Here is a 13805-nt window from a genome sequence, read left to right as displayed (position 1 = left end):
TCATCAGGGTACGGCCGGGGGGCAGCAGCGGAAGGCAATTTGCAGAACTGGCTGTCCAGCGCGTTTATGGTGAGCCGCATGTTTCGTATGGAGACAGAAGTCGACAAGGACCGGCGCGATCTGCTGCGTATCCGGCTGCGGGAGACCAACACCGCGGCCTCCCCGGTGCTGCGGGCCCTGCGCGGCACCCCGGACGAACGCGAACTTCCGCTCCATGTCTGGGTGTTGGACGCGGCGGGGGAACTCGCCGGCGGACTGGTCGGCCACACCTGGACGGCCTGGCTCCATGTGACGTACCTGTGGGTGGACGAACGCCACCGGGGCGCGAGCCTGGGTTCGCGGCTGCTCGCGGAGGCGGAGCGGGTCGCCCGTGAGGAACGGGGGTGCGCGATGTCCCGGGTGGAGACGTGGGACTTCCAGGCGCCGGAGTTCTACCGGAAGCGGGGGTACGACGTGGTGTGCGTGATCCCCGACTACCCGCCGGGGATCACGGAGTACACCCTCACCAAGCGGCTCGGTCCGGGGTCAGGCCAGCCTGCGCGCCCCCGGTGAGGGCACCGCCTCGAACACGCGCGGCGCCGTGAACCCGGCCGCGGCGAAGGCCTCTTCGACCGCCTTGGTGATGGTGTCCACGTCGGCCACGTCCGCCAGCACGATCGCCGAGCCGCCGAAGCCGCCGCCGGTCATCCGGGAGCCCAGGGCGCCCGCGCTCAGGGCCGTGTCGACGACGAGGTCCAGCTCCGGGCAGGAGATGCGGAAGTCGTCGCGCAGCGAGGCGTGACCGGCCACCAGCACCGGGCCGATCGCCCGCGTCTGACCCGACTCGAGCAGGTCGACGACCTTCTCCACCCGCTCGTCCTCGGTGACGACGTGCCGGACCAGACGGACCGCCTCCTCGTCGTCGCCGAGCCGGGCGAGGGCCGCGTCGAGGTCGGCGTAGGGGATGTCCCGCAGGGCGTCGACGCCCAGCAGGGCCGCGCCCCGCTCGCAGCCGGCGCGGCGCTTGCCGTACTCGCCCTCGCTGTGGGAGTGCTTGACCTGGGTGTCGACGACCAGCAGGCGCATGCCCTCGGCGGCCAGGTCGAAGGGGATCTGCTTCTGGGACAGGTCGCGGGTGTCGAGGAAGAGCGCGTGGCCCTCCTCGCAGCACGCCGACGCCGTCTGGTCCATGATGCCGGTGGGGGCGCCGACGTAGACGTTCTCGGCGCGCTGGCACAGGCGGGCCAGCTGCCAGCGCTGCAGGCCCAGTTCGTACAGGTCGTTCAGGGCCAGCGCCACGACGACCTCAAGCGCCGCGGAGGAGGACAGGCCCGCGCCCGACGGGACCGTCGAGGTGAGGTGGATGTCCGCGCCGGTCACGGCGTGGCCCGCCTCGCGCAGGGCCCAGACCACGCCCGCCGGGTACGCGGTCCAGTCGCGGTCCGACTCCGGGGTCAGCTCGTCCGGCCGGAGTTCCACGACCCCGCCGTCGACGTCCGCCGAGTGCAGCCGCAGCACGCCGTCGTCGCGGCGGGAGACCGCGGCGAGGGCGGTGTGCGGCAGCGCGAAGGGCATCACGAAGCCGTCGTTGTAGTCGGTGTGCTCACCGATGAGGTTGACGCGCCCCGGCGCCGACCAGACACCTTCGGGCTCGGTGCCGTAGAGCTCCACGAAACCGGCCCGGACCTGCTGTGCCCGCACTACTGCTCCCTCGAGATGTTCTGCGCGAACTCCCACGCGTCCGCGACGATCCCCGCGAGATCCGCGCGGGACGGGTTCCAGCCCAGCTTCTCGCGGGCGGTGACGGCCGAGGCCACCAGGGTCGCCGGGTCGCCGCCGCGACGGGGGGCCACGACCTCGGGGATCGGGTGGCCGGTGACCTGGCGGACGGTCTCGATGACCTGCCGGACGGAGAAGCCCTCGCCGTTGCCGAGGTTGCAGATCAGGTGCTCGCCGGGGTTGGCGGCCGCGACGGCGAGGAGGTGGGCCTCGGCCAGGTCCGCGACGTGGATGTAGTCGCGGACGCAGGTGCCGTCCGGCGTCGGGTAGTCCTCGCCGAAGACGGAGATGGCGTCGCGCCTGCCCTGGGCGACCTGGAGGACCAGCGGGATGAGGTGCGACTCCGGGTCGTGCCGCTCGCCGTAATTGCCGTACGCGCCCGCGACGTTGAAGTAGCGCAGGGAGACCGCGCCGAGGCCGTGGGCCGCCGCCTCGCCGGTGATCATGTGGTCGACGGCGAGCTTGGAGGCGCCGTAGGGGTTGGTCGGCTTCGTCGGCGCGGTCTCGACGATCGGGACCTGCTCCGGCTCGCCGTAGGTGGCGGCCGTGGAGGAGAAGACGAGCGTGCGGACGCCGGCCTCGCGCATCGCGCCGAGCAGCGCCATGGTGCCGGCGACGTTGTTGTCCCAGTACTTCTCGGGCTTGACGACCGACTCGCCGACCTGGGAGAACGCGGCGAAGTGCAGGACGCCGTCGAAGGAGGCGTCGAGCCACTTGGCGGCGTCGCGGATGTCGCCCTCGATGAAGGTGGCGCCGGCCGGGACGCCCTCGCGGAAGCCGGTGGAGAGGTTGTCGAGGACGACGACCTCGTGGCCCGCCTCCAGCAGGTGCTGGGCGACGACGCTGCCGACGTAGCCCGCGCCGCCCGTCACCAGGTACTTACCGCTCATGAACTCGCTACCTCTCGCAGTCGCTCGGCCGCGGCCTCCGGCCGGATGTCGTTGATGAACACGCTCATGCCGGACTCGGAACCCGCGAGGAACTTCAGCTTGCCGGAGGTGCGGCGGATGGTGAAAAGCTCGAGGTGGAGCGCGAAGTCGTCACGGCTGACACCCTCGAACTCCTCCAGCTGCCCGAACGGCGCCTGGTGCCAGGCGGCGATGTAGGGCGTGGCGGGCTCTCCTTCACCGAAGATCCGGTCGAAGCGCCTCAAGAGTTCCAGATAAACCTGGGGGAATTCTGAGCGCGCGTCCTCGTCGAGGCCGAGCAGGTCCGGTACCCGGCGCTTGGGGTACAGGTGGACCTCGTAGGGCCAGTGCGCGGCGTACGGCACGAACGCGGCCCAGTGTTCACTCTCCAGGACGACCCGCTCACCGGCGAGTTCGCTCTCCAGCACGCTGTCGAAGAGGTTCCCGCCGCCGGTCGCCTCCTTGTGCTGGGCCACCTGGCGCAGCATCAGGGCGGTGCGAGGCGTGGTGAACGGGTACGCGTAGATCTGCCCGTGCGGATGTCCGAGGGTCACACCGATCTCGGCGCCGCGGTTCTCGAAGCAGAACACCTGCTCAACGGAGGGCAGATGCGACAGCTCGGACGTCCGGTCCGTCCACGCCTCCAGGACCAGACGCGCCTGCTCCTCGGTGAGGTCGGCGAAGGACGCGTTGTGGTCGGAGGTGAAGCAGACGACCTCGCAGCGGCCGGAGTCGCCGGCCAGGGAGGGGAAACGGTTCTCGAAGACGACGACGTCGTACGAGGAGTCCGGGATCTCGCTCAGCCGGTCGCCCTCGGACGGGCACAGGGGGCACTCGTCGGCCGGCGGGTGGTAGGTGCGGCCCTGCCGGTGCGAGGCGATGGCCACCGAGTCGCCGAGCAGCGGGTCGCGGCGGATCTCGGACGTGGTGACGGTCCGCTCCAGCGGGCGGCGGTCGACCGCGTCCCGCACGGTGTCGTCGCGCAGGTCGTAGTAGATGAGCTCGCGACCGTCGGCCAACCGGGTCGAGGTCTTCTTCACCGCCGGACTCCTTCACTCAAACAGAACTAAACACAAGTAACCATAACTCGACAGCACCGTCAACATCAGAATCAAACAAAGAGCGCCAGCCGAAGGGTTCAATCCCCCCATGCAAAACCCCACAGACGTCACAAATCTGGCGGCCGAGCTACGTCTCCCCACGAACTGGCTCGACTACACGATCCTGGCCATCTACTTCGTCGTCGTCCTGGGCATCGGCTTCGCCGCCCGCAGATCGGTGAAGACCAGCCTCGACTTCTTCCTCTCGGGCCGCTCACTGCCCGCCTGGATCACCGGCCTCGCCTTCATCTCGGCCAACCTGGCCGCCACCGAGATCCTCGGCATGGCCGCCAACAGCGCCCAGTACGGCGCGTACACCGTGCACTGGTACTGGATCGGCGCCATCCCGGCCATGGTCTTCCTGGGCCTGGTGATGATGCCCTTCTACTACGGCAGCAAGGTCCGCTCGGTCCCCGAGATGCTGCTGCTGCGCTTCGACAAATGGGCACACCTGTTGAGTTCGGCCCTGTTCGCCTTCGCCGCCATCCTGATCGCCGGGGTGAACCTGTACGCCCTCGCGATCGTCGTCGAGGCGCTGCTGGGCTGGCCGCAGTGGGTGGCGATCGTGGTCGCCGGCGCGTTCGTGCTGGCGTACATCACCCTCGGCGGTCTCTCCTCCGCGATCTACAACGAGGTGCTGCAGTTCTTCGTGATCCTCGCGGCGCTCATCCCGATCGTGGTGCTGGGCCTGAAGAAGGTCGGCGGCTGGGACGGCCTGACCGACAAGCTGACGGCGCAGCACGGCGCCGACTTCACCACCGCCTGGGGCGGTACGGGCATCGGCTCGGACAACCCGCTGGGCGCGAACTGGCTGACGATCGTGCTCGGCCTGGGCTTCGTGCTGAGCTTCGGCTACTGGACGACGAACTTCGCCGAGGTCCAGCGCGCCCTGTCCGCGAAGAACCTGAGCGCCGCCCAGCGAACCCCGCTGATCGCCGCGTTCCCCAAGATCTTCATCGTCTTCCTGGTGATGATCCCGGGCCTGACCGCCGCCGCCCTGATCCCCGGCTTCGGCACGGAGAAGTCCGGCTACCAGTACAACGACGCCATCCCCTACCTGATGGAGCAACTGCTGCCGAACGGCGTGCTCGGCATCGCCGTGACCGGTCTGCTGGCCGCGTTCATGGCGGGCATGGCGGCCAACGTGTCGTCCTTCAACACGGTGTTCACCAACGACATCTGGGGGCGGTACGTCGTCAAGGGCCGCGAGGACGAGTACTACGTGCGCTTCGGCCGGCTGATCACGGTGATCGGCGTGTGCGCGTCGGTGGGCACGGCGTTCCTCGCCTCGTCCTTCTCCAACATCATGAGCTACCTCCAGACGCTGTTCTCCTTCTTCAACGTGCCGATGTTCGTGGTCTTCATCGTCGGCATGTTCTGGAAGCGGGCGTCGGTGAAGTCCGGCTTCTGGGGCCTGCTCGCGGGCACCGTCGCGGCGATGGTCAACTACTTCTGGATCTACAAGCAGGGCATCATCGACATCCCCTCCGACCAGGGCGCCAACTTCGTCTCCGCGATCGTCGGCTTCGTCGCGGGCGCGGTCGTGATGGTCGCGGTGTCGCTGTTCACCGCGCCGAAGCCGGTCGAGGAGCTCCAGGGTCTGGTCTACGGCACCCGCTCCCCCGGCATGTCCGAGCCGCCCGGCGAGGGCGACGACGCCTGGTACCGCAGGCCGGCCCTGCTGGGCTGGGGTGCGATCGTGCTGGCCGCGGCCTGCTACATCCCGTTCTCGTTCTGAGGGCACTCTGCTGGGAAGGGAGATTGAGGAACCATGTCTGAGCACCACGGATACTCCGAGCAGGACGTCCAGCGGGAAGTCGCCGAACTCCAGGCCAAGTCGGCCACCGCGGCCCGCATCTTCGACCTGCGCCGCATCATCGGCGGCCTGTTCGTGCTGTACGGCGTCATCGTCACGATCGCCGGCATCAACCCCTCCGACGCCACCCTCGACAAGGCCGAGGGCGTCAACATCAACCTGTGGACCGGGATCGGGATGCTGCTCCTCGGCATCTTCTTCCTGGCGTGGCTGAAGCTGCGGCCCACGCCCCCGGCCACGCCCGAGGTCACTCCGGAGGACGTGACGGGCGACGGGCCGGGCGCCCACCCCGGTGGCCGCCCGGGCGCATAGCCCCCTGGTCCCGGACGGGGCCGGAGTCCGCTACGACTCCGGCCCCGCTCCCAGGTCGGGAGGAGAGTGCGGCACCGGGCCCGCCCGGTCCAGCAGACCCGTGCGGGCCGCCAGCGCCGCCGCCTCCAGCCTCGATCCGACCCCCAGCTTCATCAGCACCCGCTGCACATGGGTGCGGGCCGTGGACGGGGCGATGCCCATGCCCGCCGCGATCAGCCGGGTGTCCTCGCCGTCGGCGACCCGGACCAGGACCTCCACCTCCCGCGGGGTGAGCATCTGCAGCAGCCGCTGGCCCTCGTCGTCGGGCTGGGCGGCGGGGTTGAGCAGTTCACTGAAGGCCCCTTGCAGCAGCTGAGGTGCCACCGCCGCCTCGCCCGCCCGCGCCTTCATGATCGCCCGCTCGACGCCCTCGATGCGCTCGTCGTGCCGTACGTAACCCGAGGCGCCCGCGGCGAAGGCCGCCGCGATGCCGCGCGGGCTCGGTACCGGGCCCAGCACCAGGACCGCCACCTGCGGACGGTCCCGCTTGATCTTCACCACCGGGTCGAAGATGCCCGGCTCGGCCGGGGTCGCCGTGCCCAGCAGGCACACCTCCGGCGCCCGGGTGATCACCAGCTCCGCCGCCCCCGCGGCCGGTGCCGCCGCGGCGAGGACCCGATGCCCCCGCAGTTTCAACGCCGAGGCCAGTGCCTCGGCCAGCAGTCGGTGGTCGTCGACCACCATGAGCCGCACTCCCATCGAGCAACCCCCCAGTCCCCCCTCCGCACGGACAGGAGCCCCCTCCCGGCTCCCCCGCTCTTCATGCCCCCGGAAGCTACACGCTTGTTCGACGTTGCGCTGCCCCTACTGGTGAGAAGTGCCCCGGATCGACGGAATTTCCGTCATTCGAGATTGATGGGTGGTACGCGCACTGCCCCGCCCCTGAGCAGGGACGGGGCAGTGCGAAGAGACGACTGCGCGATCACTTGGCGCCGAAGGCGATCGCCAGGTACTCCTTCTCACCCGTACTGCTGCCGAAATCGCTCGCGTAGACCTCCGACATGAACAGCCGGCCGTCGTGATAGATGAACTCGGACGATTCGGGGGACATGCTCGTCTCCACGTCGCGCACCGCCTCCGTCGCCGGGTTCTCCAGAAGCTTGGTCTCCTTGAAGGTGCCGCCGTCGATGCTGACGATCTGCCCGCCCCTGTCGTACGGCGGGCGCTTGTACGCGATCAGGTTGCCGCCGTCCATGCGCAGCGGGCTGATGGTGTAGCCGTCGCCCGCGTCGGCGCGCTGGCCGGTCTGCTTCCCCGTGCCCAGGTCGAAGGCGACGATCTCGTTGGTGCGGCTGTAGTCGCTGCCGGCGCCCTGGTGCTCCTCCGTCGGCACGTACAGCCGGTCGTTGCCGACGGCGATCCGGAAGCAGTACTCGGGCCGGTAGATGCCGTCGCACCGGGCCGCGTACTCGTCGCCCGGCAGGGAGATACGGGTGCGCAGCTTGCCGGTCTTGTTGTCGATGGAGAAGACGTCGGAGATACCGCTGGCGCCGGTGTCCTCGCCGACCTCGGCGGCGACCACGAGCGGCTCGGTGGAGACGATGCTCGCGTACTCGATGCCCTGCGACATCTTGTACTCCGAGATCACCTTCCCGGACGCCGGGTCGATGGTCTGGATGTGCAGCTGACGGGCGTCGTAGTCACCGCACTTGCGGACCGCGACCAGCTTCGCGCCGCCGCCGTAGCCCGAGTCGTAGCAGGAGTCGGTCGGCTTCGGCGTCCACAGGGACTTGCCGGTGGTGATGTCCCAGGCCGCGCCGCCGCTGGTGGAGCCGGTGGCGACGGTGTTCGCGCTGACCGTGACGTTGTCCCAGGGGATCAGCCGGTCACCGGCCTTGGCGGTCTTCGTCCACAGCTGCTTGCCCGCGTCGAGGTCGATCGCCGAGACCTGGCTGCACCCGGCCGTCGGCTTCTCCTTGGTCGGCATCGCGGGCTCGTAGGCGATGGCGGTCAGATGCTTGTCGGTCATCTGGCGGCTGGCCGCGCACACCGGGCCGGGCAGCTTGATCGTCCACTTCTCGGTGCCCTTGTCGGGGTCGTAGCCGACGACCTCGGCGATGCCGCTCTTGGCGTAGACGGTGTCGGTCAGCCAGGAGCCGTTGACCGTGATGGTGGTGTCGGCCTTGACCTCGGGCTGCGGGACCTGGAAGAGGACGGAGGCGGCGGTGTTCGCCGGGACCTTCTCCTCGCCCTTGCTGCCGGTGCCGCCGGTGCCGCCCTTCTCGTCGCCGCCACCGCCGGTGCCGCCGCCGCTGTTCGCGGTGTCCTTCTTGCCGTCGTCGTCCGAGGAGTTGGCGTACCACAGGCCGCCGCCGACGATCAGGGCGATCGCCACGACCGCCGCGACGATGATCGCCAGCTGCGAGTTGATCCTCCGCCCGCCGGCCGGCTGCCCGGCCTGCGGCTGGAGCGGCATGGTGGGCTGCTGGTAGCCGTAACCGGGCTGCTGGCCATAGGGGTTCGGCTGCGGCTGGCCGTAGCCGCCGGGCTGCTGACCGTAGGCGTTGGGCTGCGGCTGGCCGTACGGGTTCGGTGCCGGGGCGGGCTGCTGGCCGTACGGCTGCTGCGGCTGCGGCGGTTGCGGCTGGCCCGGGTAGCCGTAGCCCTGGCCGGGCGGGGACTGCGGCGGGCCCTGCGGGGGCGGGGGCGTCTGCGGTGCCTGCGGTGCCTGCGGGTATCCGTAGCCGGGCTGCGGCTGCGGAGCCGGAGGTGTCTGGGGTGCGCCGAAGCCGGGCTGCTGTGCGGGCGGCGGGGTCTGCGGCGGCTGGTCCTGGGGCGGGCCGAAGCCTCCCCCGGGCGGGGGCTGGTTCGGCGGGGGCGGCGGCTGGGTCATGGCGGAGTACCTCGGGGAAACGGGGGCGGGTGACGGGGCGGGAGGGCTACTTGCCGTAAGCGAGCATCAACTTCTCCTGCGCGTCGTCGTCGCCGCTCAGCCGGGTGGTCGAGAGGTAGAAGCGTCCGCCGACCCAGTCGATGGCCTTGGAGTAGAAGCCGTCCTCGACCTTGGCGACGGACGCCGGGTTCTGGAGCAGCTTCGCCGGCTTGTGGTCGGTGCCGGTCGTCGCGATGGACACGACCTGGCCGCCCGCGTCGTACGACGGCTCGACGTACGCGATGAGCTTGCCGTTCTCGATCTTCAGCGGCAGCATCGTGTCGTCCGCGGGGGACTTCACGCGCCACTTCTCCTTGCCGTTCGCGAGGTTGACCGCGACGATCTCGTTCGCGCCGGTCGTCGCCTCGGTGGGCAGGTAGAGGGTGTTGGCGTCGGCGACCGTGCCGGTGCAGCCGGTCAGGTCGCGCGCGAAGATCGCCCAGTCGCAGGCGGGCTTGAAGTTCTCGTCGAAGGCGACCTGGGAGCGGAACTTGCCGCCCGAGGTGAACGTGGAGATGTTCCAGGCGTTCTTGTCCTCGTTGGTGCTGTAGATGACGAGCGGGTCGACGGAGTACGCGCGCGCGACCCGCCAGCCCTTGTCGAACTTCTGGGTCCACCTGGCCTTGCCGGTCGTCGGGTCCAGTTCCTGCACCTCGTCGTGCTCGTTCTGCCCGGAGGCGTCACAGGAGGAGACGGCGATCAGCCTGGGCCCGCCGGCGAAGGCGCTGGGGAAGCAGGCGTCGCCGTACTTCTCCTTGTCGAACAGCTTCTTGCCGGTGGTGACGTCGTAGGCGGTGCCGGACATCGAGCGGCCCACCATCAGGGTCTTGCCGGTGATGGTCAGCTCGATCTGGAGCGTGGAGTCGAACAGGTCGCCGTCGGCGACCTCACCGGTCCAGCCCTTGGCGCCGGTGTCGAGGTCGACCTCCTGGAGCTTGTTGCACTCCGCGCGGTCGCTGCTGCCGCTCATGTAGGCGACGACGATCTTGTTCGCGGCGGTCTTCTGCGGGGTGACCGCGCAGATCTTCTGGTCGAAGGTGATCGGGTCCCAGGCGGGGTTGCCGTCGCCGACCTGGTAGCCGAAGAGCTGCTTGTACGCCGCCTTCACCGCGGTCTTGTCGGTGATCCACATGCCGGGGGCGTCGGCGCCGGAACCGGGCGCGTCCGGCCCGGTCTTGTACCAGAGCACCTTCGATTCGCCCGCCTGGCGGCCCTGGTTGAGGTCCTCCTGCTCCTTGCCGTCGCCCCCGTCGCCGTCACCGGGGTTGACCGGGTCGTCGGAGGCGGAGGGCTTGCCGCTGCCGCTCTCCTCGGCGACCGGCTTCTTCGGGTCGTCGCCCCCGCTGCCGACCGCCCACACCGCGCCGCCGACGACCAGCAGGCCCGCCACCGCGGCGGCGACGACGAGGGCCGGCTTGCCCTTGAAGGGGTTGCGGGAGCCGGAGTTGCCGGGCGGGGTGCCGGGGCCGCCGGGGTACTGCGGCTGGGGCGGGTAGCCGTAACCGGGCTGGGCGTAGGGGCCGGGCTGCTGCGGCTGACCGTAGGGACCGGGCTGGGCGTACGGGCCCGGCTGCTGGGGCTGGCCATAGGGACCGGGATGGCCGTACGGACCCGGCTGCTGCTGCGGCTGGCCGTACGGGCCGGGCTGGTCGGCCTTCTGGGGGTAGCCGTAACCGGGCTGCGGCGGAGGCGGCGTCTGCGGCGGACCCGCGGGAGGCGGCGGTGCGCCGAAACCCCCCTGCGGCGGCTGGTCCTGCGGTGCGCCAAAACCGGGCGGCTGGGTCATCAGCGCGTTCCCCCTCGTTCACTGATTTTTAGCCACGCCCTGAGGTACGTAACGGCTCAGAGTCGTACTCAGACAGTTCTCAGACGGCTCTTTCTATCACTCGGTACTGACAGAAACCCGGGCCGATCACCCCCTGTACCCAAGGGAGGACCGGCCCGTGATGCCACTGTTATGCGCCTTCACGCCCTCTTCACGCGGCGCGCGCGCCGCCCGCCTGCGCCGCCCCCGGGCGCCTCAGGCGTCCTCGGCGAGTTCCAGCCAGCGCATCTCCAGCTCCTCGCGCTCGCCGGCCAAGTCGCGCAGCTGGGCGTCGAGTTCCGCCACCTTCGCGAAGTCCGTCGCGTTCGCGGCGATCTGGTCGTGCAGCCTGGTCTCCTTCTCGGAGAGCTTGTCGAGCTGCCGCTCGATCTTCTGCAGTTCCTTCTTGGCGGCGCGCTGGTCGGCCGCGCTCTTCTCGGGGACGGCCTTCTGCGCGACGGGCGTGGCGGCGGCCGCGGCCTCCTCCATCTTGTGGCGGCGCTCGATGTACTCGTCGATCCCGCGCGGCAGCATCCGCAGGGTGGCGTCGCCGAGGAGGGCGAAGACGCGGTCGGTGGTGCGCTCGACGAAGAAGCGGTCGTGGGAGATGACGATCATCGAGCCGGGCCAGCCGTCGAGGAGGTCCTCCAGCTGGGTCAGGGTCTCGATGTCGAGGTCGTTGGTGGGCTCGTCGAGGAAGAGGACGTTGGGCTCGTCCATCAGCAGGCGCAGGAGCTGGAGCCGGCGCCGCTCACCGCCGGACAGGTCCCCGACCGGCGTCCACTGCTTCTCCTTGGAGAAGCCGAACGTCTCGCACAGCTGCCCGGCGGTCATCTCACGGCCCTTGCCGAGGTCGACGCGGTCGCGCACCTGCTGGACGGCCTCCAGGACCCGCAGGTTCGGGTTCAGCTCGGCGACCTCCTGGGAGAGGTAGGCGAGCTTGACCGTCTTGCCGACGACGACCCGGCCGCCGGCCGGCTGCGCCTCGCCCTCGGTGCGGGCGGCCTGGGCCATGGCCCGCAGCAGCGAGGTCTTGCCGGCGCCGTTGACGCCGACGAGGCCGATGCGGTCGCCGGGGCCGAGCTGCCAGGTGACGTGCTTGAGGAGGACCTTGGGTCCGGCCTGGACGGTGACGTCCTCCAGGTCGAAGACCGTCTTGCCGAGCCGCGAGGAGGCGAACTTCATCAGCTCGCTGGTGTCGCGCGGCGGCGGCACGTCCTTGATGAGCTCGTTGGCGGCCTCGACCCGGAAGCGGGGCTTGGACGTGCGGGCGGGGGCGCCGCGGCGCAGCCAGGCCAGCTCCTTGCGGACCAGGTTCTGCCGCTTGGTCTCCTCGGTGGCCGCGATGCGCTCGCGCTCGGCGCGGGCGAAGACGTAGTCGGAGTAGCCGCCCTCGTACTCGTAGACGTCACCGCGCTGCACGTCCCACATGCGGGTGCAGACCTGGTCGAGGAACCAGCGGTCGTGGGTGACGCAGACGAGCGCCGAGCGGCGCTCGCGCAGGTGCTGGGCGAGCCAGGAGATGCCCTCGACGTCGAGGTGGTTGGTGGGCTCGTCGAGGACGATCAGGTCCTGTTCCTCGATGAGCAGCTTGGCGAGGGCGATCCGGCGCCGCTCACCACCGGAGAGCGGGCCGATGACGGTGTCGAGGCCCTGCGGGAAGCCGGGCAGGTCGAGCCCGCCGAACAGTCCGGTGAGCACGTCCCGGATCTTGGCGTTGCCGGCCCACTCGTGGTCGGCCATGTCCCGGATGACCTCGTGGCGGACGGTCGCCGTGGAGTCCAGGGAGTCGTGCTGGGTGAGGACGCCGAGGCGCAGTCCGCCGGAGTGCGTGACCCGGCCGGTGTCGGACTCCTCCTGCTTGGCCAGCATCCGGATCAGGGTGGTCTTGCCGTCGCCGTTGCGGCCCACGACGCCGATGCGATCGCCCTCGGAGACGCCGAGCGAGACGCCGTCCAGCAGGGCACGGGTGCCGTACACCTTGCTGACGTTCTCGACATTGACCAGGTTGACGGCCATTTCTCTCCTGACGAGGGGGATCGATCAGCCTCCCAGCCTAATGGGCGCCACTGACGGACCGATCCCCGCGCAGGTCAGCGGCTCGCGGCCGCCCTGACCTCGTCGAGAAGGCCGTACATCGTCTGTCCCGGGCAGTCGGTCTGCAGCCAGTCGCGGTGGCCGCTGACGGTGGTCGCGTCCTTGGTGACGCCGTTGACCGGGTTGGTGTACGTGATCCTCGCCTGCGGGTCGAGGCCCTTGAAACGGGCGACGGCCTTGATCAGGCGGGTCAGCGAGGCCTTCGCCGCGTCCGTCGGCCCCTGGTCGGTGAGGGTGCCCAGCAGCGCGATGCCGAGGTTGCCGGAGTTGTAGCCGGAGGTGTGGAAGGCGGTGACGACGTCGCCGTCCGGGTCGAAGGCGGGGACACCGTCGTCGCCGGAGTAGCGGCCCTCGTAGACGACTCCGGCCTCGTCGATCAGGAAGTGGTAGCCGATGTCGCCCCAGTCGAGGGTGATCGCGTGGTACTCGTAGATCGCCCGGACGGTCGCGGCCGGGTCGGCGTCGCCGTTCGGGGTGTCCGTGTGGTGGACGGTGATCGCCTGCAACGGGTAGTACTTCTCCGGCGAGTTGACCGCACCGTTCTTGTACCGCTTCGACTCGTCCGCGCCCCACGCCGGCCGCGAGAGGTACTGCACGCCGCGCACCCGGGTGGGCTCCGAGGGCACCCGCACGGTGCGCCGCGGGCCGTCGGTGGTGTCGATGGCGAGCGAGCGCACGTCCGTCGTGCCGTCCGCCGCCTTCACCTCGTACGACGTGACGTCGCCGGCCGCGACCAGTGCCGTACCGCCGTCGTCGACGGTCGCGCAGCCGCCGCTCAGCGTCTTCCAGGCGCTGTCCGCGAGGCGCAGGGCGGCGCCGTCCCGGTCGCCGGCCCAGCGGACGCCGACGTAGGACGCGGCGAAGGCCACGGTGGCCGGGCCGGCGCCGGTGGTGGCGTCCGAGCGGGTCGTCGGGAACTTCTCGGGCGTCGTACCGGCCGCGTCCGTACCGGAGTCGGCGTCGGAGCCGGCCGCGAAGACCACCGGGGTCAGGGCGGCCCCGGCGGCGACGGCTCCGGCGGCGCCGATGACGCCGCGGCGGGACAGGGGGCGCTTGCGGCGGTGGGAGGGGGTGGGGGGTTGTTCGGACACGGTCGTGC

General features: G+C 70.3%; 11 protein-coding genes. 3 read left to right on the top strand and 8 right to left on the bottom strand.

Features of this window, described 5'->3' with window-relative positions; all coding sequences use genetic code 11:
- Positions 1–66: 66 nt before the first annotated feature.
- The gene (locus ACFUO4_RS29365; protein ID WP_383490553.1) at positions 67–552 is read left to right on the top strand and encodes a GNAT family N-acetyltransferase; all 486 of its coding nucleotides are present in this window, start codon (positions 67–69) and stop codon (positions 550–552) included.
- On the opposite strand, the gene galK is transcribed toward ACFUO4_RS29365, so the two are convergent.
- The 3 genes from galK to galT are packed head-to-tail and all read right to left on the bottom strand — an operon-like array spanning position 526 to position 3706.
- The gene (galK, locus tag ACFUO4_RS29360) at positions 526–1680 is read right to left on the bottom strand and encodes a galactokinase (RefSeq protein WP_383490552.1); all 1155 of its coding nucleotides are present in this window, start codon (positions 1678–1680) and stop codon (positions 526–528) included. The genes ACFUO4_RS29365 and galK overlap by 27 nt on opposite strands.
- Positions 1680–2648 carry a UDP-glucose 4-epimerase GalE gene (gene galE / locus ACFUO4_RS29355; protein ID WP_383490550.1) on the bottom strand — a complete coding sequence of 323 codons (969 nt, stop codon included), beginning with the start codon at positions 2646–2648 and terminating at the stop codon, positions 1680–1682. Before galE ends, galK begins: the two co-directional genes overlap by 1 nt.
- Entirely contained in the window at positions 2645–3706 is a 1062-nt protein-coding gene (galT, locus tag ACFUO4_RS29350) for a galactose-1-phosphate uridylyltransferase (RefSeq protein ID WP_383490548.1), read from the bottom strand. Before galT ends, galE begins: the two co-directional genes overlap by 4 nt.
- Positions 3707–3815: 109 nt before the next feature.
- On the opposite strand from galT, the gene ACFUO4_RS29345 reads away from it, so the two are divergent.
- On the top strand, positions 3816–5504 hold the full coding sequence (locus tag ACFUO4_RS29345) for a sodium:solute symporter family protein (RefSeq protein WP_383490546.1): 1689 nt from the start codon (positions 3816–3818) through the stop codon (positions 5502–5504).
- Positions 5505–5537: 33 nt separating this feature from the next.
- Positions 5538–5894 (top strand): hypothetical protein, encoded by a 357-nt coding sequence (locus ACFUO4_RS29340; RefSeq protein WP_383490544.1) that lies wholly within the window; start codon positions 5538–5540, stop codon positions 5892–5894.
- Positions 5895–5924: 30 nt separating this feature from the next.
- On the opposite strand, the gene ACFUO4_RS29335 is transcribed toward ACFUO4_RS29340, so the two are convergent.
- From ACFUO4_RS29335 to ACFUO4_RS29315, 5 genes are all read right to left on the bottom strand, one after another.
- Positions 5925–6632: a response regulator transcription factor gene (locus ACFUO4_RS29335; protein WP_126272570.1), complete on the bottom strand. Its 708-nt coding sequence runs from the start codon at positions 6630–6632 to the stop codon at positions 5925–5927.
- A gap of 223 nt (positions 6633–6855) precedes the next feature.
- The gene (locus ACFUO4_RS29330) at positions 6856–8766 is read right to left on the bottom strand and encodes a PQQ-binding-like beta-propeller repeat protein (RefSeq protein WP_383490542.1); all 1911 of its coding nucleotides are present in this window, start codon (positions 8764–8766) and stop codon (positions 6856–6858) included.
- 46 nt (positions 8767–8812) lie between these two features.
- Positions 8813–10591, bottom strand: coding sequence for a PQQ-binding-like beta-propeller repeat protein (locus ACFUO4_RS29325; protein WP_383490540.1), 1779 nt, complete (start codon positions 10589–10591; stop codon positions 8813–8815).
- A 234-nt stretch (positions 10592–10825) separates the two neighbouring features.
- Positions 10826–12628, bottom strand: a complete 1803-nt coding sequence (locus ACFUO4_RS29320) for an ABC-F family ATP-binding cassette domain-containing protein (protein ID WP_079311428.1) — start codon at positions 12626–12628, stop codon at positions 10826–10828.
- A 74-nt stretch (positions 12629–12702) separates the two neighbouring features.
- Entirely contained in the window at positions 12703–13797 is a 1095-nt protein-coding gene (locus ACFUO4_RS29315) for a peptidoglycan recognition family protein (protein WP_383490537.1), read from the bottom strand.
- Positions 13798–13805 lie beyond the last annotated feature (8 nt).

The organism is Streptomyces sp. NPDC057280, from assembly GCF_042668605.1.
Taxonomy (GTDB): domain Bacteria; phylum Actinomycetota; class Actinomycetes; order Streptomycetales; family Streptomycetaceae; genus Streptomyces.
This window is presented reverse-complemented; position numbering and strand designations above follow the sequence as displayed.